The organism is Amycolatopsis albidoflavus, assembly GCF_039525725.1.
In the GTDB taxonomy this organism is placed as follows: Bacteria; Actinomycetota; Actinomycetes; order Mycobacteriales; family Pseudonocardiaceae; genus Amycolatopsis; species Amycolatopsis albidoflava.
Genome location: NZ_BAAAHV010000002.1, coordinates 26,199 through 49,417, shown reverse-complemented (window position 1 = coordinate 49,417; position 23,219 = coordinate 26,199). Strand labels below are relative to the sequence as shown.

Sequence of the window (23,219 nt, the reverse complement as noted above, 5' to 3'; positions counted from 1 at the left end):
CTCAGGTCCGCTCCCCCAGCGACCGCACGAACACTTGTGTCGTCCGGTGTTTCGGCGCGCCCAGCACCTCCGACGGCGTGCCCAGCTCCACGATCGTCCCGCCGTCCATCACCGCGACCCGGTCCGAAACCTGCCGCGCGAAGCCGATCTCGTGCGTCACCACGATCATCGTCATCGTCCGCTGCGCGAGCCGCCGCATCACGCCGAGGACCTCGCCGACCAGTTCCGGGTCGAGCGCCGACGTCGGCTCGTCGAACAGCATCACGTCCGGCTCCATCGCCAGCGCCCGCGCGATCGCGACCCGCTGCTGCTGTCCGCCGGACAACTCGCGCGGATACGCCGCGTGCTTCTCGGCCAGCCCGACCGACGCGAGCAGCTCGTGCGCCTGCTCAGTGCACTCGCCCCTGGACCGGCGCAGTACCCGAGTGGGCGCTTCGACGACGTTTTCCAGCACAGTGAGGTGCTGGAACAGATGGAAGCCCTGGAACACCATCCCGAACCGACGCCGCTGCCGGGCCGCCGCACGGTCGCCGAGCGGGTAGTACGTGTCGCCTTTGCGCGTGTAGCCGATCAGCTCGTCTTCGAGCCGGATCTCGCCGCCGTCCACCGTTTCCAGATGATTGACACAGCGCAGCAGGGTGCTCTTGCCCGAACCGGACGGTCCGATCAGGCACACCACCTCGCCCCGGCCGACGTCGAGGTCCACGCCCCGCAGCACTTCGAGCGGGCCGAAGCTCTTGCGCACGCCGGACAGCCGCAGGAACGTCATCGCGAGTACTCCTTTCCCGGGCGGCCCGCGGCGAACCCGCGGCCGAAACGGCGTTCGAGGCAGCGCTGGCCGATCATCGCGAGGCTGGTCAGCACGAGGTACCACAGGCAGGCGACCAGCAGCAGCGGAATGGTCTGGTAGGTGCGGCCGTAGATGAGCTGCACGGTGGTGAGCAGTTCGGTGTAGCCGACCACCGACACCAGCGAGGTGTTCTTGAACATGGTCACGAGCTCGTTGCTCAGCGGCGGGATGATCACGCGGATCGCCTGCGGCAGAACGACTCTGCGCAATCGCTGCCGCCGCGTCATCGCGAGCGCGGTCGCGGCTTCCAGCTGCCCGGCGGGCACGGACAGGATCCCGGCGCGGAAGATCTCCGCGCTGTACGCGCCGAGCACCAGCGCGAGCCCGACGACCGCGGCGGAGAACTGCGAGATCAGCCGGTTCGTCGGCACGCTGAGGAACTCCGGGCCGAACGGGACGCCGAGCGACAGCTTCGGCAGCAGCGCGCCGAGGAAGAAGATCAGCAAGAGCAGCACCAGCGCCGGGATGGCGCGGATGAACCAGATGTAGGCGGTCGCGACCCAGCGCAGGACCGGGTCGTCGGACAGCCGCATCAGCGCGACGACCACGCCCGCCACGAGCCCGGCCGCGCTGCTGATCAAGGTCAGCAGCACGGTGTTCAGCAGGCCGCGCAGGATGTCGGCCGAGAACAGGTACCCGCCGACGAGACGCCAGTCCCAGCGCGGGTTGGTGATCAGGAAGTGCGCGAACATCGCGGCCAGCACGAGCGCGGCGCCCGCGGTGAGCCAGCGCGCCGGCTGCCGTCGCCGGGCGAACCGGACGCTCGCCGGAGCCTCGACGGGCGCGCGGGTGGAGGTGGAGGTCGGCATCAGGGCTCCTTCAGAGCGGCCCGGACGGCGGCCGTCGCGGGGACGGCCGCCGCGGGGGTCAGACGGTGACGAACTCGCCGAGCGTCCGTTCGGTGTGCGGATAGGGCGCGTCGTTCTCGTGCCCCGCCACGCCGAGACCGGCCAGCGCGGCCACGATCTCCGCGCCGCGCGCGCCGGCCAATTCGACCGCGCGGACGTTGTCCTCGATCTGCGCGATCCGGGTGGAACCGAATAGCACCGACGCCGTCGCGGGCTGCGCCAGGCAGAACGCGAGCGCGAGCTGCGACGGGCTCGCGTCGAACGAGGCCGCGATCTCCGTCAAGCGAGGCACGAGTGCCTTGATGCGCTCGCGGATGCCGCCGGTGTCGATGCCGATCTTGCGTTCGGGGTCGAGCTTTCCGGCGAGGATTCCGCCCTCCATGGTGTCGGAGGCGTGCAGCGAGATTCCCGTGTCGGCGAACAGCTTCTGGTACTCCGCACTGTCCACAACGGACCTGCGCGCGACACTGTACTTGAGCTGGACCAGCTGCGGGGTCGGAATTCCTTGCGCCGCGGCGTGGTCGTAAGCGGTGCGGAGGTCGGCGGCCGACCAGTTCAGCGCGCCCCAGCTGCGGGCACGGCCGCTGGTGACCAGACCGGCGAGTTCCTCGGTGATCGCCGCGACGTCCATCCCGGGCCGCGGGTGCTCGGTGATGATGACGTCGACGTAATCGGTGCCGAGCCGGACCAGCGATTCGTCGAGCTGTTCGGCGAGCGGCTGCCGCGGATAGTCGAAATACCAGACCTTTTCGGCGATCGCGTAGTCCTCGCGAGGTTTCCCGACGACGTCGAGGATCCGGCCGAGCAGCACCTCGGTGTGCGGTTTGTCGCGGTAGTAAGCGACGTCGAGGAAATCGATGCCGAGGTCGAACGCGCGCCGGACGAGCGCGACGCCCGCCTCGAACGTCATCCGGCTGTAGGTGTTCCACGACCCGAGCGACAGCGCGGAAACGGTGGGCCCTTCGCGGCCGATGCGACGGTAGTCCATGTGTTTCTCCTTCTTCGTTGGACCGGGCGGCTCAGAACTGGGAACCGTTGACCACGACCCGGTCGACGGCGATCGAGCCCTGCCCCCATTCGTCGAGGATCTTGCGGTAGGTGCCGTCCTCGACGAGCTTCTGCAGCGCACGCTGCGCGGCGTCGCGCAACTGCGTGTCGTCCTTGCGGAACCCGGCCGCGTACGGCGCGAGCCAGTGCACGCCGTCGCCGGTCAGCTCGAACTGGCCGGGATTCTGCTTGATCAGGTAGTTCGCCGGCGCGATGTCGTTCCACGCGGTCTCGACGCGGTCGCTCTGCAGGGCCAGCACCATCGCCTGCCCGTCGGCGAACGCGTTGATGTTCACCGCGGGCTTGCCGTTGCCGACGCATTCCTTGCTGACCCGCTGCGCGTCGGTCTCCTCGATCGACCCGCGCCCGATGGCCAGCGAACGGCCGCACAGATCGTCGATCCCTTTGACGCCGTGCGGATTCCCGGAACGGACCATCAGCGCGGTGCCGCCGCGCAGGAAGTCGACGAAATCCATCGTGGGCTGCCGGGATTTGAAGTCCCCCACCGACATCACGGCGTCGAACCGTCCGGAAAGGACACCCGGCATGACGTTGCCGCCCTCGGTGCGCACCACCTGCACGTCCAGGCCGAGCAGTTTCGTCCACGCCTTCGTCAGGTCGACGACCACGCCGGTGATCTCGTTGTTGTTGCCGCTATTGACAAACGCGAGCGGCGGAACGCTCGCACTGGTCGCGACGGTGATCGTTTTCTTGTCCCGGTACCGCTGCGGCACGAGCGCACTGAGCCCTGCGTCGACCTGGACCGCCGCCTCCGCCCCGGCCCCTTTCTTCTGCGCGCCTTCCGGCGCGGGCTCCCGCGGAGCGGCACAACCGCTCACCACCACGAGCGCCGCACACACGGCGGCGGCAACGCGCCCTCGGGTTCGGTGTCGCATCGAGACCTCCATTGCTCTCTCGGACGCCGGGAACGCTAGAAGCCGGTCCGGAACATTGTCAAGGCTTTGACGTTCAACCTTTGACAATCTCGTGGAACCTGGCATGATCGAGAGGCGTGAGGGAGCCCGAAGCCGCCGAACCGGATTACTGGACCTTTGTCGACCACGCGGTCCGCTCGGTGAGCGAAACCCTGCCCGAGGTCGACCCGGACGCGATGCGGCTGGTGATGACCCTGCACCGGGCCACCGACCTGCTGTCCTACGACCTGCATGCCCGGCTCGGCGAGATCAAGCTGAACGAATCAGCTCAGCTGAGCAGCACCGGTTTGCGGCTGCTGCTGGTGCTGTCGGCGGCTGGCCCGCTGGAGCTGCGCAGAGTGGCGGCGCTGTCGGGGATGAGCCGGGCGGCGGTGTCGGCGGCGGTGGAGAACCTGGCCGCGAACGGGTTGGTCGGGAAGGAACCGTCGCAGGAGGACCGGCGGACGGTGCTGCTGCAGCTGACTCCGGAGGGGCAGGAGACGTTCGCCCGGTGCTTCGCGGCGTACAACGCGGGGGAACAGCATTGGGCGGCGACGTTGACGGCTGAGGAGCGGGGTCAGTTGGTGGGGTTGCTGACGAAGCTGATGCAGACTCAGGACGTTCAGCGGCGGGCGTGAGCAGCATCCGTCGCGGCCGGAATGCGTTTCGCCGGGGCGTGGTGCGCGATTAGCCACGCCGCCGGTTCGCTCAGATGCTCGCGGACGACGTCGTGCGGGACCGCCGCCAGCGGAGGCGTCCGATGCCGCCGCGCGAACGCCGTGGTCACGCCGAACGGAACACGAAAAGTCACTTGCTTACCCCTGATCGGACTACTTCGAGGTTTCGCGCCGTGCGCGGCGAGGTATCGCTCCGGGCGTCGTCACCCGTCAGAGGAGGAACCATGCACGCACAGCGCGGAGATTGGCTGGTCGTGAAGGGAATCCACGTGGACGTGCCGGAGCACCGGGGCCGCATCGTGGCCGTGGGGTCACCGGACGGCGGCCCGCCGTTCACCGTCCGCTGGCTCGGCGCGGACCACGAGTCGACCGTCTTCCCGGGGCCGGACGCGATCGTCCTGACCGACGCCGAGCTGGCCGCCCAGGACGCACGCGCCCGGCGATAGCGCCGCCAGTGGTCCGTGAGGGGAACCCTGAGGGACTCAGAGTCCCTCAGGGTTCCCCTCACGGACCGTCATGCCCGATCCGGTTCCCGATCCATCGCCCGATCTCGATCAGCACCACTCCCGCCGCGGCGCAGCACACCGCGGTCAGCGTGTACGTCGTGTTGCTCGGGTCGAGTTCGAAAGTATCGCGCGTCCACGGCAGCAGGAACATCAGCGCCGAGACCACCGCCATCGTCGCCACCAGCGCGGCTTTCCACCAGGTGTAGGGCCGCGCGACGACCGCCAGCACCCACAATGCGAGTGCCATCAACGTCATCAGCGCCGTGGTGCTCGCCTGGACCTGCGCGGCATCGGTGGTCGCATTGCCGGGATGGACCAGGAGGTACGAGACGAACGACGCGGCCCCGATCACCACCCCGGCCGGGATGGCCATCCGCAGCACGCGGCCGACGAATCCGCCGCGCGCGCGGTCGTTGTTGGGAGCCAGCGACAGCACGAACGCGGGCAGGCCGATGGTGAACCAGCCGACGATCGTCACGTGCCGGGGCAGGAACGGGTACGGCATCGAGTCGAGGCCGATCAGCCCGGGCACGCCGACGATCAGCGCCAGCAGCACCGAGTACACCGTCTTGGTGAGGAACAGGTTCGCGACGCGTTCGATGTTGCCGATCACCCGGCGGCCTTCGCCGACGACGTACGGCAGGGTCGCGAAAGCGTTGTCCAGCAACACGATCTGCGCGACCGACCGGGTCGCCGGGCTGCCCGCGCCCATCGCGACGCCGACGTCGGCGTCCTTCAGCGCGAGGACGTCGTTGACGCCGTCGCCGGTCATCGCGACCGTGTGTCCGCGAGCCTGCAGCGCCGCCACCATCGACCGCTTCTGCGCGGGCGTCGCGCGGCCGAACACCGCGGTGCCTTCCAGCTCCTCAGCCAGTTTGCCGGGATCCTCGGACAGCGTCCGCGCGTCCACCGGGGCCTCGCCGCCGGGCAGCGCCAGCGCGCGGGCCACGCCGCCGACCGACACCGCGTTGTCGCCCGAAATCAGTTTCACCGCAACGCCTTGGGCGGCGAAGTAGTCCAGCGTCTCGCGGGCGTCGCCGCGGATTTTCTGCTCCAGCACGGCCAGCGCGACCGGCGTGACCTCGCCTGGCCCGTCGGGCGCGTCGACGGCGTTCGCCGCGCGGCCGAGCAGCAGCACCCGCAGGCCCTGCGCGCCGATCCGTTCGGCTTCCGCGCGCTCCTCCGATTCGGCGGGCAGCAGCACGTCCGGCGCGCCGAGCACCCAGTCGCCGTGCTCGCCGAACGCCGCGCCGCTCCATTTCCGCGCCGACGAGAACGGCACCACGGCGGTCGGCGTCCAGTCCGGCGCGGCCGGGCAGCCCTCGGCGATCGCGACCAGGCTGGCGTTCGGCCGCGGGTCGGCGGCGGCGAGCGCGGCCAGCACCGTCTCCGGAGCCTCGCCCGCCTCGTGCAGCCGCCGCAGCTCCGACAGCCGCATCGTGTTCTCGGTGAGCGTGCCGGTCTTGTCCGCGCACACGACGTCCACGCGGGCCAGCCCCTCGATCGCGGGCAGCTCGTTGACCAGGCATTGCCTGCGGCCCAGCCGGATCACGCCCACCGCGAACGCCACCGACGTCAGCAGGATCAGCCCCTCCGGGACCATCGGGACGAGCGCCGCGACCATCCCGCGCAGCGCGGCGGGCAGCTCCTGCGAACCGGAAAGCGCGTTGTAGATCGACAGCGCGCCGGCCGGGATCAGCAGGTACGTGATGACCTTCAGGATCTTGTTGATCCCGTTCCGCAGCTCCGAATCGACCAGCGTGAACCGGCCGGCCTCCTCGGCCAGCTTGGCCGCGTACGCCTCCGAGCCGACCTTCGTCGCCCGGTACGCGCCGTTCCCGGCCACCACGAAACTGCCGGACATGATCGGGTCGCCCGCGCGTTTCACCACCGGGTCCGATTCGCCGGTGAGCAGCGATTCGTCGACCTCGAGCGCGTCCGCGGACAGCACCTCGCCGTCGACCACCACCTGGTCGCCCGCGCCGATCTCGATCACGTCGTCCGCGACGACCTCTTCCGGGGCCAGCTCGCTGCTCGTCCCGTCGCGGCGCACGCGCGGGCGCACCTGCCCGACGATCGCGAGCCGGTCCAGCGTCCGCTTGGCCCGCAGCTCCTGCACGATGCCGACGACGCTGTTCGCCACGATCACCCCGGCGAACAGCCCGTCCAGCAGGAAACCGGTGGAGAAGATGATGACCGCGAGCACCGCGAAGATCGCGTTGATCCGGGTGAAGACGTTCGACCGGACGATCTCCCACGCGCTGCGGCTCGTGCGCGAGGGCACGTCGTTGGTCCGTCCCGCGGCGACCCGCTCGGCCACCTCGGCCGCGGTGAGCCCGCGCGTGCTGTCCTGCGTGAGCAGGCCGTCGTCCCCTGGCATGGACTCGACTTTACGCAGTTTCCGGGCAAACCCGTCGCGCCGCCGCCCCGGACGGGTCCGCCCGTTCGGGTGACGCGGCGCAGGTCACCGGCCGAGGCGGGACGCGCGGACCTCCCTCGTGCCGATCAGATCGAGGTGCACCTCGCGGCGCGCGAACCGCCATTCGCCGCCGATCTTCGCGTAGCGGTCGAGGTAGCGCAGATGCCACACCGCGTCGGCGAATCTTCCGTCGCGCCGGGTGACGTGGTGGGCGACGCAGGTGATCCGTCCGCGGGCGGTCGCGGGGTCGTCGCCGGGGTCGAAGACGGCACCGGTGATGCCGTGCGCGGTCAGCGGCACCTCGTCCAGCACTGACAGGGCCGCTGCGACGGCTTCGGGACCGCGATGCTCGTGGACCGGGCCGAACTCGCGAGGCGGATCTGGCAGCACGAGCACACCGGGTTCGCCAGGGTCGCCGGGTTCGCCGAACAACCGGGCGACTCCGGCGAAATCGCGCTCGTCGACGCGGGCGGCGTAACGGTGCACGAGATCGTGCAGCGCGGCCCACTCCTCGACGGGGATCACCAGTCCTGCCACGGGACGATCGTGCGAACCGGTCCGGACAGCAGCACCCGCTCGGCCTCGGGATGCGGTGCGGGCTCCCAGCGGCGCTCTCGCTCGGCCATTTCGCGGCTCACTTCCACCGGGTCCTCGTCCAGGTACAGCAGCCGGACCCGCAGCGAACCCGGCTCGCGTTCTCCGTCGGAGCCGATCTTCAGCGTCGAATGCTGCTGCCTGCCGAGAAACGAGAACGTCCAGGCTCCGGCGACGCCCGGGCAGGTCAGCAGGTCGAGGATGCGCGTCCGGTCCTGCCAGGCGAATTGCGCGTGCGCTTCGCCGCTGTGCGGTTCGGCCAGTTCGGTGACCGTGACGTGCAGGCCGCGGTTCGGCCGGAACGGCAACGCGTCCGCGGACAGCCGCACGCGCGGCGCGACGTAGCCGAGCACCGGCGTGAAGAACCCCAGCAACGGCCGCCGCACGCCCGGGATCAGCGGCCCGCGCCCCCATTGGAACGAGTCTTCGCCGAGCTTGCGCCACTCGGCCACGCTGTGCTCGTACGGCGGGCGGAACCAGTACATCGCGACGTAGTCGACACCCGCCAGCTCCGGGCTCGCGGCGCCGTCGCCGGTCCAGGACCAGCGATCGCCGTGCGCGACGCCGGGGAGGCGCAGGTTCTCCGGCAGGTGGTCGAGCTGATGCCACTCGTTGTACTCGCGTTTCCGCGCAGGGTCGGCCAATGCGACGAAAGAGAAGAACGCTCGTTCGGAGAACACCGCGCCGAGCGTACGAACAACGGCACCGCCGCGGCGGCGATCGTCTCGGCGACCGGGACGGGTTCAGCTCAGCCACTGCTTCGGCGGCGGGTACACGTACCGCGCGATAGTGGTGCTCACCCAGCCGATGCAGAAGCCGCCGAACACCGGCAGCACGACCTGCACCTCGTGCCCGCCGCGGAGCAGGCCGACGAGCAGGAAGACCAGCGCCCACGCGACGAGCAGCCCGGCACTGTAGGTCCAGTAGTTCCTCCGCATGGCAACCTCCCGAACGCTCTCCTTCACCAGTGTTCCCCGCGCGGATCTCGATCGCAGGTCCGCTGAGGCGGTTCCGGCACAATTGAGATCCGGCTCTACTCCTGAGCTTCGATCAGGTCGAGGTCGCGGACGCAGAACCCGTGGTGCTCGAAGGTTTCGTTGAGCACCGTGCGCAGGCACTGCCGCACCGAGCGGCCCCGCGCGTACGGCGGCCAGACATCGTCCTCGGGCACCGGTGCCGGCGCCGCGAGCTGCGCGGCGGTGACCTCGTCGAGCCAGGCCTCAAGCTCGGCGGACTGCGCGTCGCGCACGCGCACGATCTCGTCCAGGGGCGGATCGAGCGAGCGGTCCAGCCCGTGCGCGTCCCGGTACGGCTCGACCTCCGGCCCGATGCCCATCGGCGTGAACTGCTCCGCCGAGCCAAGACAGCAACGGCGGAACCACGAATCGTGAACGAAGACCAGGTGGCGCATCGTCTGCACCGCCGACCACTCGTCGTTCACGCCGCGGCGCTCGATGCCGGGCGCACGCCGGAGGCGCTCGACCGTGGCGTCCCAGGCAGCCCGGAGCTGCCGCGCTGCTTCGCGCAGATCGGCCGGGTCCTCGGAGCGGAGCAGCACCCGCACCGGATGCCGCCGGTCCAGCTCCGCCTCGACGTACTCGCTGACCTCGACCCCGTTCACCACGAGGTTGGAGACGAGCCCGTCGATCACGGCGTCCTGCAGGACGACGCCGATCAGGCGCGCCCCGGTCAAATCGCACTCGCGGAACTCCGCGTCGTGCAGGTCTTCGTCGACATATCGCGTCATGCTCCGCATCGTAGGTCCGAGCACCGACAAAACCGGGCTCCCCGGCTTGCTCTGGCTGCTCGCCGGGCCGCGAAACCGCAGTGAGGTTTTCTCCGTGGTGCGGTGTGTGGCGGGTTCGTTGCAGCGGTGGCTTGCCAGGGATGCGAAGCACCGCCTGGCCAGCCGGGCCCTCCCCGCAGGGCTGCGCGATGGCATGCGGCGTGCGGCCGGCCCTCGCCACGCCGCTCCCGCAGACGTCCTTCACGGACCTCCCCAAGGCCCACTACTGAGAAAACCGCACTGAGAGATTTCGGCATTCAGCCGCACAAAACGGTCTTTCGCTGCCATTCAGCCGAAAACCGAGAGCGCCGAAATACCGCTATGCTCAATTCCGTGGCGCCGAACAAAATTGTGCCTCCGGACGGCAGTCGCCGGGCTGCCCTGCTGCTCGCGCTCGTCCTTGGCGTCGCAGGTTGCTCGTCCGCGCCGCCGCCTCCGCCGCGGCTATCGCCGCCACTGCCCGACGCCCCGCTTGATCTCACGCAATTCACGACCAAACCCTGCGATCTGATGACCTCGCACCAATTGGCCATGTTCTTCGTCAGCAACCAGGGAACGGCCACTCCAGCCGCCGGGGAAACCGCCTGCACATGGATCCCCCGCGACACGAAGGCCCTGACGTACGTCGCCTCCGTCGACACCACCTCAGGCGGGCTGGAAGCGCTGTACCACCGCCGGTCCGCGGTTCCGGGCTTCGCTCCGGTCCTCGTCCACAGCTACCCCGGCGTTCACCGGGACAGCCGCGACGGCCACTGCACTGTCGAAACCGGCGTCGCCGCCGACACGCTTCTCAACGTCACCGTCACGGCGACCGATCCTAAGCTGGACGCGTACGCCGATCCTTGTTACGAGGCCGACCGTTTCGCCGGAATCATGATCGCCTACCAAGCCAACCGAGCGCCCTGACCGATCAGGCCAGCACGCAGTCCCCGCACTTCGGACCGTTGCGATCCGGCGTCGCCCGATAAAACAGGCAGCAGCTGCGGCGCCGGAACCGACCGTTCTCCCGCGTCGCAGTACCGACGAGCTCCGGTAATTCCTCCAGCGCGGCAACGATTCCGGCGACCCGATCCGTCCACTCTGGACGCTCGGACCGCAGCACCGTCACCGCGCCGTTCAGCGCCGACGCCACATTCCCCCGCCGGACATTCTCCGCAAGCGAGAATGCCGCCATCGCCTTGTCCAGCCGCGCCAACGGACCGCGCAGCACCCGTTCCGCGAAGGCAGCGACCACATCGGACTCAACCGGCGAATCTTCCGTCAAGGACAACGGAAACGCACCGCCGAGCTTCGGCTGCCACCAAGCCTTCGAGTAATCCGGAACCGCTCCCGCCCCGACAGCCAGCCCCAGCGCGGGCGAGATGAGCCGCGCCGCCAGCCCGAGATGCGCGATCGACGCCGCGACCCGCAATTCCACGAAATCGCCGCCGAGCACGGCCCGGTTCTGCGCGATTCGCCTCCGCAGCACCGGGCCGTCATCGAGGACTTCAGCGAGCGGACGCCACGGCGAGGCTGGTTCCTCGGCCGCATGCGTGTCGACGGCGAAGAACGGGCCCAGTCCGGTCAGCGGGTTCACGCCTCGACGGTAACCGCGCGCCCGCGGTCCAGCACGCGTTCGGCGAGCGGGCCGAAGACGAGCGCGATGGTCGCCCAGAGGATGACCTGCGCCAGCACCGAGTACAGCCGGAACCCGACGAGCGTGTCGGCGGGGAATCCGGGATACACGATCTGGCCGTCGGGCGCTTTGAGCGGCAGCGGGGTTTCGCTGGTCTGCGGGCCGTATTCGGCGACGTTGCTGGCCAGCGACCCGAGCGACGGCAGCAGCGCCATCAGGAGCGCGGACAGCACGACGAACCCGGCGCCCGCGACGAGCGTCGCGTTCCAGTTGCCCAGCCGCGGCGCGAGCCGTTTGCCCGCGACGACGGCCGCGACCAGGAAGAGCACCGACGCGACGACCATCGTCAGGTACAGCCCGGTGCGCGCGCCGATGGTGGCCTCGTGCCCGATCGCCGGCGGGTTGGCCGGGTATTTCAGGAACGGCACGAGGTACAGCGACAGGAATCCGGCTCCGGCCACGAGCACCGCCAGCACCCGCGCGCGGATCCGGCCGACGCGGCCCAGCAGCACGGTGTAGGTCACCGCGAACAGCAGGCCCATGGCGACTCCGAAGAGCACCATGCCGAGCCCGATGCCGAGGTTGCCCTGCACCGCACGGCTGAAAATCTCGTGGCCCTCGTGTTCGCTCGCCATCCCGGCTGCCTTGTCGAGCGCCATCTGCGCCTCGTCGCGGCCGGATTCGTAGTCAATGGCATCCTGCGTCAGCGGTTCGGCGAAGATCCGCGCGAAGACGAACGCCAGCAATCCGCCCAGCGCTCCGGCGAGGAGGCCGCGCAGAATCAGCTTGTTCTGCATTGTTCGGTTGTCCGTTCCGGGCGCGTCAGTGGCAGGGGAAGCCGAGGAAGTGCCGCGCGTCGTGGACGAACTCGTGCACGTGCGTGTCGCTGCCGAAGATCGAGACCGCGCCCTGGTCGACGCCGATGAAGTAGTACAGCAGCAGCGCGCCGACGATGGTCGCGCCGAGCAGCAAAGCGGCTTTCGACACGGGCAAGACGACCGGCGTGGACCGGTCGGCCGGAATGGTGGCCATGGCTCTCCTTCGGGATGACGCGTCCCTTGCGGGTGGACCTGACGACGGCTCCTCGACCTGACTCGCCCGGGATGGGCACACAGTGGCGCGACCGTGCCGGAATCTCACCGGCTTCGGGAAGCCGTCGCGCGAGCAGCACCGTACGGCGGCGTCCGGCCGGTCGTCAATCGCCCGAGGGTCCGACGTGTCGCTTATCGCCTGGTTTGCGCAGCCGGTGTGCGCGGGGTCGCACCGAACGGAGCAAGGCCGCTCACGCGGGGTTGCGATAGAAGGCCAGATGCTCCGGGCACAGATAGAGCGTGAGTCCCTCCGGCGTGTCGTAGCGCGACAGGCCGCCCCATTCCTCGTCCGGGTCGAGTTTGCCGAGCATGGCCTTCAGCGCGCGGAAGTCCGCGTCGGTCTTCGCGTGCGGCTCCGGGAGGTCGTCGTCGGGCCGGTCCGCGCCGGGCAGCACGCGCTCGCGGTGCAGATCCTTCGGCAGCTGCGCGGCCAGCTCCTTCATCAGGCCGGTGTCCGACTTCAGCTGCTCGTTCAGCACGCCTGCGGTCACCCCGAGCACCGGCCCGGCGAGCGGCGCGGCGTGTTTCAGGACCCGGATGAGGTGCTCCAGGTACGGCCCGAGCTTCACGAACCACTCGTGCGGCTGCGAAACCGGGTAGACGCCCTTGCCGCCGTCCAGCCGATGCCAGGCGCCGGGTTCCTCGCAGTAGAGGTGGATCTCGTACGGCGAGCCGGTGATCCGCCGCCGCCCGGCCGGGACGACCGCGAACACGCTGGGGCAGCGGGCTTCCTGCTGAAGCTGTGCGAGCCGTTGCAGGCGAAGGAACATCCGCTGGTGGTAGTCGCTCTGTTCCTCCAGCCGCTCGCCGAACTGCTCGACGGTCCGGGTCAGCTGCTCCATGGACGCGCGCGTCGAATCGCGCTCGGCCGGCGCGAGGCCGAACAGCAGCTCCGGCACCGAGACCTGCTCGCCGGAGCGATGGCATTCGATCTCGTGCTTCGGCGGCGTGCGCTCCAGCCGGGCGCGGAGGTTCTCGTAGTCGAACAGCTCCGGGCAGTCCGGCTCGCACCGGCACGGCACGCGGCGCGTGATGTCCAGGCCGGGAAATCGTTCCAGGGTCAGGTTGAGGCCCTCGTCGAGCACCATGAAGAACCCGACCGGCGACGGCCCGCGCACGGTCAGCTCGACGGTGCTGTGCTGCCGGTCCGCGCTGACGAGCGCGAGGTGGCGGCCGTCGCGATGGCCGAGCAGCGCGCCGGTGCGCCAGTGCACGTCGCGGCTGAACCGGTGCGACCGCGCGATGAACCAGGTCGGAATGCCCGGCGGCATGGTGTTGAGCTGGTAGATGACCTTGATCTGCTGCGAATTCTCCCGCGCGGCCGCCCATGGCGCTTCGTATTCCGGCGGATTCCACTGCAGCCGCTCGACGACCAGGCTGAGGTCTCCCCCGCCGTTCGACTCGACGCGGTAGGACAGGTCGTATTTGTCCATCATCCCGAGGAAATGGTCGCGAATCCCCTTGTCGAGGTCGTGCCACAGCCCGGTCAGGTGTTCCCTGGTGAGCAGCCCGTGCCGCTCGGCCACCTCGTCGCTGTCGAGGACGCGGCTGATGTAGTCGTTGACCCACGAGGGCCGCAGCACGACCGTTTCCTGCAGTTCGGGGTCGTCCGGGTAGTAGAGGATGTCGCCGAGTTCGTGCAACGCCCGCGCAATGAACCGGCTCGGCTCCGCGCCGGTGACCCCGGCTTCGGCCATGATCCGCCACATCCGGCCGACCGTGATGTGGTTCTCCTGGGTCTGCCGCACCGCGTCCGCGGCGGCCAGCCAGGACGTCGGCCATTCCGAACCCATGAGCGGCAGTTCCGCGGCGTGCTGCGCGAGAAGGTCGCGGAGTTCGCCGACGCCGTCCCTGGTCGCGTTGTCCACGTGCACACTCGCGACGATTCTCGGGTATTTCGCCCGCAGTTCGGCCAGCGGCAGATCCACCGGACGGCCGTGAATGTGCGTGGCCACGAGAACGATCGGCGATTCCGGCGCGCGGGCGGTGATGATGTCGAGCCAGTAATGGAGTTTTCCCTGTTCCCAGCCGAGCCGCGAATTCCACAGGAGGACGAAGAGGGAACGGTTGGTGAGGAAGAACTGGTGCGTGGCGTGGTAGATCTGCTGGCCGCCGAAATCCCAGGTGCTGAGCCGCATCCGGACGTCGCGGCCCGGATGGGCGAGTTCGAGGTCCCGGACGAGGAGGCCGTGCGTGGAGGGTTCGTCGGGGTCGTGCTCGTCTTCGGCGAGGGCTCGGACGAGGGAGGTTTTGCCTACTCCGCCTTCGCCTACTACGAGGAGTTTGGAGACCCATTGGGCGGTGCTGCCGCGTTCGCGTTCGCGGAGGAATTCGAGAATGGACTCGGAACCGCTGGCGGTGATTTCCGGAGGTGGGCTGATGAAGGGGTTTCCGGAGACGCTGAGGGTGGTGAGGTTCGGGAGTTCGATGAGGGCGGCGGGGAGACTGCGGAGGCGGTTGTCGGAGAGCAGGAGGGTGGTGAGGCGTTCCAGGCGGGGGAAGCTTTCCGGGAGGGCAGTGAGTTGATTGCCCCGGACGTCCAGGCTGCGGAGACCAGCGACGTGTCCCAGGGACTCCGGGAGTTCGTTCAGCGAGTTCTCCGCCAAAGACAACGTTTCGAGCTTCACGAGCTTGTCGAGAGGTTCAGGGAGGTTCAGCAGGTTATTGACCGACAGATCGAGCGTTTCGAGGGCGGCGAGGTCGACCAGGCTTCCCGGCACGCTCGGGAGATCGTTCCGCCCCGCTCGCAACGACCTGAGTTTGACGAGATCGCCGATGTTCTCCGGAAAGCCCGCGAGTTCGTTGCCGTCCCAGGATAAACTGGTGAGACCCGTCAAGCAGGTCAGCCATTCGGGCATCGTGAAAAGCACGTTGTTGCTGAGAACGAGAGTTTTCAATCCGGTGAGTCGCGCCAGTGTCTCCGGCAGCTCAAGCAGCGAACATCGAGCCAGGTACAGCGTGCGCAGCCCGGTCAGCCCGCCGAAGTCGAAGTCTGTCCGCTCCAGCGGGTTCCCGTCCGCCGAGAGATAGAACAACCCGGTGAGGCCCGCCAGCCACGCGGGCAGCTCGGTCGCCCCGATGTCGTCGAACTCGAGCATCGCGAGGCCGCTCAGATCGCCCACCACGTCCGGCAGACGGCCCAGCGGATTCGTGCTGATGTACAGCTCGGTCAGCGAGCGGCACGAGCCGAGCCATCGCGGCAGTTCGGCGAGCTGGTTGTTCCGCACGGAAAGCGACCCCAGGCGCTTCAGCTCGGCAAGCTCCGCGGGAAGGACGGCCAGCTTGTTGCGGTCCAGCCGCACGTCGGTCAGGTTCGCGAGTTCCGGGAACCAGCCGGGAAGCTCCGCGATCCGGTTGTCGCTCAGGTCCAGCCCGTCGAGCTGACGCAAGCCGCGCACGCAGCCGGGCACCGCGCCGAGGTCGCAGCGAGCCAGGTCCAGCCTCGTCAGCGCGGGGAAATCGCCCAGCCATTCCGGCACTCCGCTGAGCCGGTTGTCCCCCAGCGACAGCTCGCGAAGGTCAGAGCACCGGCGCACCCAATCCGGCACCCGCGCGATCAGGTTTCCTCGCGCGGAGAGAACGCACAGGTTGCCGAGCGGGCCAGGCAGCTCAGCGAGCCGGTTGTTGTCCGTCCGCAGTTCGGTCAGCTCGGTCAGGCGGCCGAGCGAACCGGGCAGGTCCGCCAGGCAGTTCGCGGATGTTTGGAGGACTTGCAGCGACGTCAGGTCCCCGAGCCACTCGGGCAGCGCTTCCAGGCCGCAATTGGTGATGCTCAGGTCAGTCAGCTCGGTTCTCCGCAGCCATGGCGGCAGCTCGCGCAGCGGCAAGGAGTCGAGGTACAGCGTGGTGAGCTGGGCCAGATCGCCCAGCCAGTCCGGCAGTTCGGCGAGCTGGGTCTTGTCGAGCCGGAGCTGGACGAGATTCTCGAGCCGGGCGAACCAGTCCGGCAGCTCACGCAGCGGATTGTTGTTCAGCCACAGGATTTCGAGCCCGCGCAACCCACTCAGCCACTGCGGCAGCCCAGTCAGGCCGCACGCGCCGACGCCGAGTGTGGTCAGCCCGGTCAGCTCGCCTAGCCACGAGGGAAGGCCGCGCAGCAGGTTGTTGCCCAGGTACAGCCGCCGAAGGTCGCGCAGGCCGCGCAGTGACTCCGGCAGCTCGGTCAGCCGGTTGTCGTTGGCCCACAATGCTTCCAGCGCGGTCAGCTCGCCGAGCCACTCCGGCAGTTCGGTCAGCTCGTTCTGGTCGACGTACAGCCGCGTCAAGCCAGTGCAGCCGCGGACCCACCCGGGCACCGCGTCCAGGGCGAGGTCGCTGAGCGTCAGGGTCGTCAGGCCGCGCAGAGTCGCCAGATGGGCGGGCAGCTCCGGGATGGGATTCGACCCGAGCCGCAGTTCCCGGAGTCCGGACGGCAGCGGCGGCACCGTGCGCAGCCGGTTTCGCGCGACGTCCAGCATGGTCAGGTTCTCCAGGCCGACGGTCCAGCCCGGCAGTTCGGCGATCCGGTTGCCGTCCAGGTCGAGTTCGGCGAGGCGGTCCAGCCCGGCGATCCACTCCGGGACCTCCGTCAGGCGCAAACGGGCCAGGCCGAGTTCCCTCAGCCCGGCCGCTTCGCCCAGCCAGGCGGGCAGCCCGGCCAGCGGATTGTCGTCGAGGTGCAGTTCGGCCAGCGGCAGGCCGCGCAGCCACGGCGGCAGTTCGGTCAGGAGGTTGTCGTGCAGGTACAGCTTCGCCAGCCCGGAGATCTCGCCGAGCCAGTCGGGGAGGTTTTCGATCCGGTTGCCGTCCAGGTCGAGCCGGACCAGGTTCGGCAGGCCGCGCACCCACTCCGGGACTGCCGCCAACCGGCAGGTGCCGAGGTCCAGGATCTCCAGGCTGGTCATCCCGCCGATCCACTCCGGCAGTTCTGCCAGCAGGTTCGACGCGACGCACAACTCGGCGAGTTCGAGGCCGGCCAGCGCCGGCGGCAGTTCAACGAGCCGGTTCCGGTCGATTTCCAGGCTCCGGAGGCCGGTCATCTCCCCCAGCCGTTCCGGCAGCCGCACGAGGCGGTTCCGGCGGGCGTTCACCGCCCGCAGCGGCAGGTCTGTCAGCCATTCCGGCAACTCCCGCAGGAAGTTGCCTTCCAGCACCAGCTTCTCGAGACCGCCCAGCTCCGCCACCCGGGCCGGGACCTCGGTCAGGTGCAGCCCCCGCAGATCCAGCGTCGTCTCCCCGGCGGCGAGCGCGGCGTCGATGCGGCGGTTCGCTTCCTCGGTCCCCATGCGGCAAGTCAATCAGGTTCGCGCGCCAAGCGTTGCGCGGCGAGCGGGAAAGCTATACCGTGCCTGAACTAGAACAGGTTATAGTTTCGGCGGTGCGCGGGACGAGGAGCGGACATGGCAGCCAGGGTGGCCCGGAGCAACGAAGCCGACTACGTGGTCGTCGGGTCGGGCAGCTCGGGAGCTGCCGTCGCCGGACGGCTCGCGGAGTCCGGGGCCAGCGTGATCGTGCTCGAAGCGGGCAAGAGCGACGAGCAGCTGCTGTTGCGCAAGCCGGGGCTGGTGGCCCCGCTGCACGCGGTGCCCCAGCTGAAGAAGATGAGCGACTGGGGGTTCTACTCCGTCCCGCAGAAACATGTTCTCGATCGGCGCATGCCGGTGCCGCGCGGGAAGGTGCTCGGCGGCTCCAGTTCGGTCAACGGGATGGTCTACGTCCGCGGCAACCGGGCGAATTTCGACTCCTGGGCGGCCGAGGGCAACACCGGCTGGGACGCCGACAGCGTCAACGCCGCGTACAAGCGCATGGAGGACTTCGAGGACGGCGAGAACGCCTTCCGCGGCGCGGGCGGGCCGATCAAGATCACCCGCAACAAGATCCCGCAGGAAGGCACGCTGCAGTTTCTCGACGCGACGGCCGACGCGATCGGCTGCGACATCATCGACGACTACAACGGCGAGTCGCAGGAAGGCGTCAGCCGGATGCAGCAGAACGCTGCCGACGGCCTCCGCTACAGCGCCTCGCGCGGCTATCTGCACCACCTCGCGCCCCGGACGCTCGAGATCCAGTCCCGCGTGTTCGTGCGGAAAGTGGTGATCGAGAACGGCCGCGCGACCGGCGTGGAGGTGACCGACGCGGGCGGCAAGCACCGCACGATCCGCGCGGGCAAGGAGGTCATCCTCGCCGCCGGGTTCGTCGGTTCGCCGCAGCTGCTGATGCTGTCCGGGATCGGGCACGCCGAGCACCTCAAGGAGCACGGCATCGACGTGCTCGCGGACCTGCCGGTCGGCGACAACCTGCACGACCACATGTTCCACGCGCTGACGTTCCAGGTCTCGTCGTGCAAGAACAAGGGCACCGCGCCGTATTTCGCCCGCGGGATGGCGCGCGAACTGCTGAAGCCGGGTTCGACCTTCCTGGCGAACTCGGTGTTCGAGGCGCTGGCGTTCCTCAAGACGTCGCAGGCCTCGGAAGTGCCGGACCTGCAGCTGCACCTGCTGCCGTGGGCGTACGTGTCGCCGAACCAGGACGCGCCGATCCGGCATCCAGTCGACAAGCGGCCGGCGCTCACCGTGCTCACCACGCTGATCTACCCGAAGAGCCGCGGCACGATCCGGCTCGCCTCGGCCGATCCGTCCGCGACGCCGCTCATCGACCCGCAGTACCTCTCCGACCCGGCCGACCTCGAAGTGCTCGGCGAGGGGTCGGAGATGGTGCGCGAGATCTTCGCGTCGAAGGCGTTCAAGGGCTCGATCAACGAGGAGATCCACCCCGGCAAGCAGGTGCGCGGCCAGGAGCTGCGCGACGCGATCCTCAACCGCGCGACGTCGGTGTACCACGGCGTCGGCACCTGCCGGATGGGCGTGGACGACCTGGCTGTCGTCGGGCCGGACCTCAAGGTGCGCGGCGTGGACGGGCTCCGGGTCTGCGACGCCTCGATCATGCCGTCGATCACCGGCGGCAACACCAACGCGCCCTGCATCATGATCGGCGAAATGGGCGCGCAGCTGGTTCTTTCCGGCAACTGAGAAGGAGCGGAAGACCATGACCGTCACCCCGGTCCGGCCCACTCGCCCGGCCTCGGCGACCGACGAGTTCCTCCGGCAGCTCGTCGCGCGCGTGCCGGGCTCGGGAGGCGCGGTGTGGCCGCTGACCGAGGTCTACACCGGCGACGTCCTGGTGGAGCTGCCGCAGTCGACGCCCGCGGACATCGAGCAGGCGTTCGCCACCGCTCGGGCGGCGCAGGCGAAATGGGCCGCGACGCCGCTCAAGCAGCGGCTCGCGGTGTTCCGGCGGGCGCATTCGCTCTTCATCGACCGCGCGCGGACGATCGCCGACCTGATCCAGGTCGAAAGCGGCAAGAACCGGCGGATGGCGATCGAGGAAACGTGCGATCCGCCGATGATCATGAGCCATTACCTGCGGCGGGCGCCCAAACTGCTCGCTCCGACCCGGCGCGGCGGACCGGTGCCGCTGGTGTCGTCGTCGACCGAGATCCGGGTGCCCAAGGGCGTCGTCGGCGTCATCGCGCCGTGGAATTTCCCGTTCGCCACCGGCATTTCCGACGCGATTCCGGCACTGATGGCGGGCAATGCGGTGGTGTTGAAGCCGGACAACAAGACCGCGCTTTCACCGCTGTACGGCGTGCGACTGCTGGAAGAAGCCGGGCTGCCTCGCGGTTTGTTCCAAGTGGTGTGCGGCGAGGGGCCAGACGTCGGCCCCACGCTCATCGACCAGGCCAACTACGTGATGTTCACCGGCTCCACCGCCACCGGCAAGGTGATCGGCGAGCAGGCCGGCCGGAACCTGATCGGCTGCTGCCTCGAACTCGGCGGCAAGAACCCGATGATCGTGCTCCCGGACGCCGATTTCGCCGACGCGGTGCCGGGCGCGGTGTTCGGCGCGTTCGGCAACACCGGGCAGATCTGCATGCACATCGAGCGGATCTACCTGCCGGAGTCGCGTTACGAGGAATTCAAGGAAGCCTTTGTCGCCAAGGCTTCTTCGCTGGATGTCCGGGCGGCTTACGATTTCGGCCCGGAAATGGGTTCGCTGGTTTCGGTGGACCACATGAACCGGGTCAAGTCCCATGTGGACGATGCGGTCGCCAAGGGAGCCACCGTCCTGTGCGGCGGGCGTGCCCGACCGGATCTCGGCCCGGCGTTCTTCGAGCCGACCATTCTGGAAGGCGTCACGAAGGACATGCTGTGCGGGGTCACCGAAACCTTCGGGCCGGTGGTGGCGTTGCATCGGTACCGGACGGTGGACGAGGCCGTCGAACTGGCCAACGACACCGACTATGGGCTGAACGCTTCGGTGTGGGGCAAGGACCTTCGTGCGGCCTCCGCGGTGGCCGCTCGATTGGAGACGGGCAACGTCAACGTGAACGACAGCCTGGCGACGGCTTATGCCGCCAAGGGGACGCCTTCCGGCGGGGTGAAGACGTCCGGAGTCGGTGCCCGGCACGGTGATCAGGGGCTGTTGAAGTACACCGACGTGCAGAACCTGGCGGTGTTGAAGAAGCCCGTGATGAGTCCTCGGCCTGGACAGAAGTACGAGAAGTATGTGGAAGGAATGCTGTCCGGGCTGAAGATGATGCGGCGGCTCAGGATCCGGTGATGTCCGCAATGGACTGACGGACGGCGTGGACCACCTTTCCGTCCGCTTCGGTCAGTCCGCTGAGCCGGGTCCGCCGCACCAACAGTCCGCCCAGGACCAAATCGACCAGTTGCGCGCCCACCTCCTCCGCGGATACCGGGCCGTCCGGGTCGAACCACGTCCACGCCCATTGTGCCGAGCCGAAGATCAGCAGGCTCTGCACCTCGACGTCGCACGAGCGGAACTCCCCCGACGCGACCCCGTCGGACAACACCGCCCGCACTAGGTCGAGATATTCCGCGCGCATCCGGCGGCCCTGCGCCATCGCCTCGCTGTCCGCCAGCCGGACGATCTCGCGCTGGAACGCGACGGTCGCCTCCCGGTCCACCACCTGGTACAGCACGAACGCGTACAGCAGCCCGGCGAGTTGCTGGGTCGGCGTCGCGAGGCGCTCGCGGATCAGCGCGGCCTCGGCGAGCCTGCGGCGCATGTACGACTCGTGCAGTGCCGCCAGCAGCCGTTCCTTCGTGCCGAAGTGGTGCACGATGGTGCCCTTCGACAGCCCCAGCTCGCCGGCGATGTCGGAGAAGTTCGCGGCGTCGTAGCCGCGTTCGGCGACGTAGCGGGTGAACGTCGCCAGGATGTCCCCGGCGCGGCCTTTGGGTGGCATCGGCCCACTGTAGCCGAAAGTTTGACCACTGACCGTCCGTACGGTTACCTTCGTCGTGGTCCCCGGCGACGAAGGAGTCTCGGCATGGCATCGAGCTTGGCGCAGTGGATTGCCCGGCGCGGCACCGTCACCCCGGAGTCGGTCGCGCTCGTGGCCGCGGAGACCGGCGAGCGGATCACGTATGCCGACCTCGAACAGCGGGTCGCGCGGCGGGCGGCGGCATTGCGCGGGCTGGGCGTGCGCAAGGGCGACCGGGTGGCGTTGCTGGGCCTGAATTCCACCGGCTATCTCGAAACGCTCTTCGCGGTCGCCTGGCTCGGCGCGATCACGCTGCCGATCAATTTCCGGCTCGCGGCAGCCGAAGTCGAGTACCTCCTCGAAGACGCGCGGCCGGTGGTCGTGGTGCACGACGACACGTTTGCCGCGCTCGCGAAGGTGGCTTCCGGCGCGCGGACGCTGGTCAACAACAGCGAACTCGTCCAAGAGGACCGCGTCGAACTGGAACCGACTGGGCCGGACGAGGTCGCGGTGCTGATGTACACCTCCGGCACCACCGGACGGCCCAAGGGCGCCATGCTCACCCACGGCAACCTGGAGGCGAACGCGATCAACGTGCTCACCTCCGGAGAGGGCCTGCTCCCCTCCGACATCACGCTGACCGTCGCCCCGCTCTTCCACATCGGCGGGCTGGCGCTGTTCACCCTGCCGTTGCTGTACGCGGGCGGCACCGTGGTGGTCGCGGGGAAGTTCGATCCACAAGAGACACTCGCGCTGATCCAGCGGGAGAAGGTCACCGTCCATTTCATGGTGCCCGCGATGTGGGCGGCGATGACGCAGGTCCCGGACTTCGATTCCTACGACCTGACGCGCCTGCGCTACCTGCTGTGCGGCGGCGCGCCCTGCCCGTTGCCGGTGATCGAGTTCTACGAGGGCAAGGGACTGACCTTTGTGGAGGGTTTCGGGATGACCGAACTCTCCCCCGCCGCCCTGGTGCTGGAATCGGCGTTCGTGCGCTCGCACGCCGGGTCCGTCGGACGGCCCTTCCTGCACGTCGAGGCGCGGATCGTGGACGAACGCGACGACGACGTCCCCACCGGAACGGTCGGCGAACTGGTGCTGCGCGGCCCGAACGTCTTCGCCGGCTACTGGGGCCTGCCCGAAGCGAGCGCCGAAACCATGCGCGGCGGCTGGTTCCACTCCGGCGACCTCGCCCGCTGCGACGCGGACGGCTTCGTGACTTTGGTGGACCGCAAGAAGGACATGATCATTTCCGGCGGCGAGAATGTCTATCCGATCGAGGTCGAGCAGGTGCTGCACCGGCATCCGGGCATCGCCGACGTCGCGGTGATCGGCGCGCCGGATCCGCAGTGGGGAGAAACGGTGGTCGCGGTGGTCGTCCCCGCCGACGACTCGCTCGACGGGGACGCGGTGATCGCCTATTGCCGGGAACGGATCGCCGCTTTCAAGTGCCCGCGCCGGGTCGAGGTGGTCGCCGAGCTTCCTCGCAATGCCACGGGAAAGCTGCTGAAACGCGAACTCCGCGCCCGCTACACCGACTCCGCCGCATCGGTCTCCCGGTAGGGACGTGAGGGGAACCCTGAGGGACTCTGATTCCCTCAGGGTTC

The 23,219-nt window shown here is 68.9% G+C and carries 21 protein-coding genes; 6 read left to right on the top strand and 15 right to left on the bottom strand.

All coding sequences use genetic code 11. The annotated features are described in order from the left end of the window. Position 1 precedes the first annotated feature (1 nt). Genes ABD156_RS00290 through ABD156_RS00275 form a run of 4 tightly spaced genes read right to left on the bottom strand, consistent with a single transcriptional unit; the run spans position 2 to position 3,641 of the window. The gene (locus tag ABD156_RS00290; RefSeq protein ID WP_344264359.1) at positions 2-769 is read right to left on the bottom strand and encodes an amino acid ABC transporter ATP-binding protein; all 768 of its coding nucleotides are present in this window, start codon (positions 767-769) and stop codon (positions 2-4) included. After that, positions 766-1,659 carry an amino acid ABC transporter permease gene (locus tag ABD156_RS00285; RefSeq protein WP_344264355.1) on the bottom strand — a complete coding sequence of 298 codons (894 nt, stop codon included), beginning with the start codon at positions 1,657-1,659 and terminating at the stop codon, positions 766-768. The genes ABD156_RS00290 and ABD156_RS00285 overlap by 4 nt, the downstream gene beginning before the upstream one ends. Before the next feature lie 58 nt (positions 1,660-1,717). Further along, the gene (locus ABD156_RS00280; protein ID WP_344264352.1) at positions 1,718-2,686 is read right to left on the bottom strand and encodes an aldo/keto reductase; all 969 of its coding nucleotides are present in this window, start codon (positions 2,684-2,686) and stop codon (positions 1,718-1,720) included. 31 nt (positions 2,687-2,717) lie between these two features. After that, positions 2,718-3,641 (bottom strand): ABC transporter substrate-binding protein, encoded by a 924-nt coding sequence (locus tag ABD156_RS00275; protein ID WP_344264349.1) that lies wholly within the window; start codon positions 3,639-3,641, stop codon positions 2,718-2,720. A 116-nt stretch (positions 3,642-3,757) separates the two neighbouring features. Between ABD156_RS00275 and ABD156_RS00270 the strand changes: the two genes are divergently transcribed. After that, complete coding sequence (locus ABD156_RS00270) at positions 3,758-4,297, top strand: MarR family winged helix-turn-helix transcriptional regulator (protein ID WP_344264346.1); 540 nt, start codon at positions 3,758-3,760, stop codon at positions 4,295-4,297. On the opposite strand, the gene ABD156_RS00265 is transcribed toward ABD156_RS00270, so the two are convergent. Continuing rightward, the gene (locus tag ABD156_RS00265; RefSeq protein WP_344264343.1) at positions 4,282-4,470 is read right to left on the bottom strand and encodes a hypothetical protein; all 189 of its coding nucleotides are present in this window, start codon (positions 4,468-4,470) and stop codon (positions 4,282-4,284) included. The two genes, ABD156_RS00270 and ABD156_RS00265, sit on opposite strands and share 16 nt — an antisense overlap. Before the next feature lie 90 nt (positions 4,471-4,560). On the opposite strand from ABD156_RS00265, the gene ABD156_RS00260 reads away from it, so the two are divergent. Next, positions 4,561-4,782, top strand: a complete 222-nt coding sequence (locus ABD156_RS00260) for a DUF1918 domain-containing protein (protein ID WP_344264340.1) — start codon at positions 4,561-4,563, stop codon at positions 4,780-4,782. Positions 4,783-4,840: 58 nt separating this feature from the next. On the opposite strand, the gene ABD156_RS00255 is transcribed toward ABD156_RS00260, so the two are convergent. The 5 genes from ABD156_RS00255 to ABD156_RS00235 form a co-directional block, all read right to left on the bottom strand. Then, positions 4,841-7,222, bottom strand: a complete 2,382-nt coding sequence (locus tag ABD156_RS00255; protein WP_344264337.1) for an HAD-IC family P-type ATPase — start codon at positions 7,220-7,222, stop codon at positions 4,841-4,843. Between the two features lie 84 nt (positions 7,223-7,306). Then, positions 7,307-7,798: a nuclear transport factor 2 family protein gene (locus ABD156_RS00250; protein WP_344264334.1), complete on the bottom strand. Its 492-nt coding sequence runs from the start codon at positions 7,796-7,798 to the stop codon at positions 7,307-7,309. Beyond that, positions 7,783-8,535 (bottom strand): hypothetical protein, encoded by a 753-nt coding sequence (locus tag ABD156_RS00245; RefSeq protein WP_344264331.1) that lies wholly within the window; start codon positions 8,533-8,535, stop codon positions 7,783-7,785. Before ABD156_RS00245 ends, ABD156_RS00250 begins: the two co-directional genes overlap by 16 nt. A gap of 63 nt (positions 8,536-8,598) precedes the next feature. Then, positions 8,599-8,793 (bottom strand): hypothetical protein, encoded by a 195-nt coding sequence (locus tag ABD156_RS00240; RefSeq protein ID WP_344264328.1) that lies wholly within the window; start codon positions 8,791-8,793, stop codon positions 8,599-8,601. A gap of 95 nt (positions 8,794-8,888) precedes the next feature. Continuing rightward, positions 8,889-9,602, bottom strand: coding sequence for a DinB family protein (locus ABD156_RS00235; RefSeq protein ID WP_344264325.1), 714 nt, complete (start codon positions 9,600-9,602; stop codon positions 8,889-8,891). A gap of 360 nt (positions 9,603-9,962) precedes the next feature. Between ABD156_RS00235 and ABD156_RS00230 the strand changes: the two genes are divergently transcribed. Further along, positions 9,963-10,547 carry a DUF3558 family protein gene (locus ABD156_RS00230; protein ID WP_344264322.1) on the top strand — a complete coding sequence of 195 codons (585 nt, stop codon included), beginning with the start codon at positions 9,963-9,965 and terminating at the stop codon, positions 10,545-10,547. Between the two features lie 4 nt (positions 10,548-10,551). Here ABD156_RS00230 and ABD156_RS00225 read toward each other — a convergent pair whose 3' ends face one another. The 4 genes from ABD156_RS00225 to ABD156_RS00210 all read right to left on the bottom strand — a co-directional run bounded on the left by ABD156_RS00225 (position 10,552) and on the right by ABD156_RS00210 (position 17,611). Next, the gene (locus tag ABD156_RS00225; RefSeq protein WP_344264319.1) at positions 10,552-11,217 is read right to left on the bottom strand and encodes a (2Fe-2S)-binding protein; all 666 of its coding nucleotides are present in this window, start codon (positions 11,215-11,217) and stop codon (positions 10,552-10,554) included. After that, positions 11,214-12,053: a CbtA family protein gene (locus tag ABD156_RS00220; protein ID WP_344264316.1), complete on the bottom strand. Its 840-nt coding sequence runs from the start codon at positions 12,051-12,053 to the stop codon at positions 11,214-11,216. Before ABD156_RS00220 ends, ABD156_RS00225 begins: the two co-directional genes overlap by 4 nt. A gap of 25 nt (positions 12,054-12,078) precedes the next feature. After that, positions 12,079-12,288 (bottom strand): CbtB domain-containing protein, encoded by a 210-nt coding sequence (locus tag ABD156_RS00215; RefSeq protein ID WP_009077103.1) that lies wholly within the window; start codon positions 12,286-12,288, stop codon positions 12,079-12,081. A 250-nt stretch (positions 12,289-12,538) separates the two neighbouring features. Next, positions 12,539-17,611, bottom strand: a complete 5,073-nt coding sequence (locus ABD156_RS00210; RefSeq protein ID WP_344264308.1) for a leucine-rich repeat domain-containing protein — start codon at positions 17,609-17,611, stop codon at positions 12,539-12,541. A 114-nt stretch (positions 17,612-17,725) separates the two neighbouring features. Between ABD156_RS00210 and ABD156_RS00205 the strand changes: the two genes are divergently transcribed. Both ABD156_RS00205 and ABD156_RS00200 read left to right on the top strand, forming a co-directional pair. Then, positions 17,726-19,354, top strand: a complete 1,629-nt coding sequence (locus tag ABD156_RS00205; protein WP_344264305.1) for a GMC family oxidoreductase — start codon at positions 17,726-17,728, stop codon at positions 19,352-19,354. Positions 19,355-19,370: 16 nt separating this feature from the next. Continuing rightward, positions 19,371-20,945, top strand: a complete 1,575-nt coding sequence (locus tag ABD156_RS00200) for a succinic semialdehyde dehydrogenase (protein WP_344264302.1) — start codon at positions 19,371-19,373, stop codon at positions 20,943-20,945. Here ABD156_RS00200 and ABD156_RS00195 read toward each other — a convergent pair. Continuing rightward, the gene (locus tag ABD156_RS00195; RefSeq protein ID WP_344264300.1) at positions 20,932-21,594 is read right to left on the bottom strand and encodes a TetR/AcrR family transcriptional regulator; all 663 of its coding nucleotides are present in this window, start codon (positions 21,592-21,594) and stop codon (positions 20,932-20,934) included. The genes ABD156_RS00200 and ABD156_RS00195 overlap by 14 nt on opposite strands. An 84-nt stretch (positions 21,595-21,678) precedes the next feature. Here ABD156_RS00195 and ABD156_RS00190 point away from each other — a divergent pair, with 84 nt between their 5' ends. Next, positions 21,679-23,175, top strand: a complete 1,497-nt coding sequence (locus ABD156_RS00190) for an acyl-CoA synthetase (RefSeq protein WP_344264297.1) — start codon at positions 21,679-21,681, stop codon at positions 23,173-23,175. The last annotated feature ends 44 nt before the right edge of the window (positions 23,176-23,219 follow it).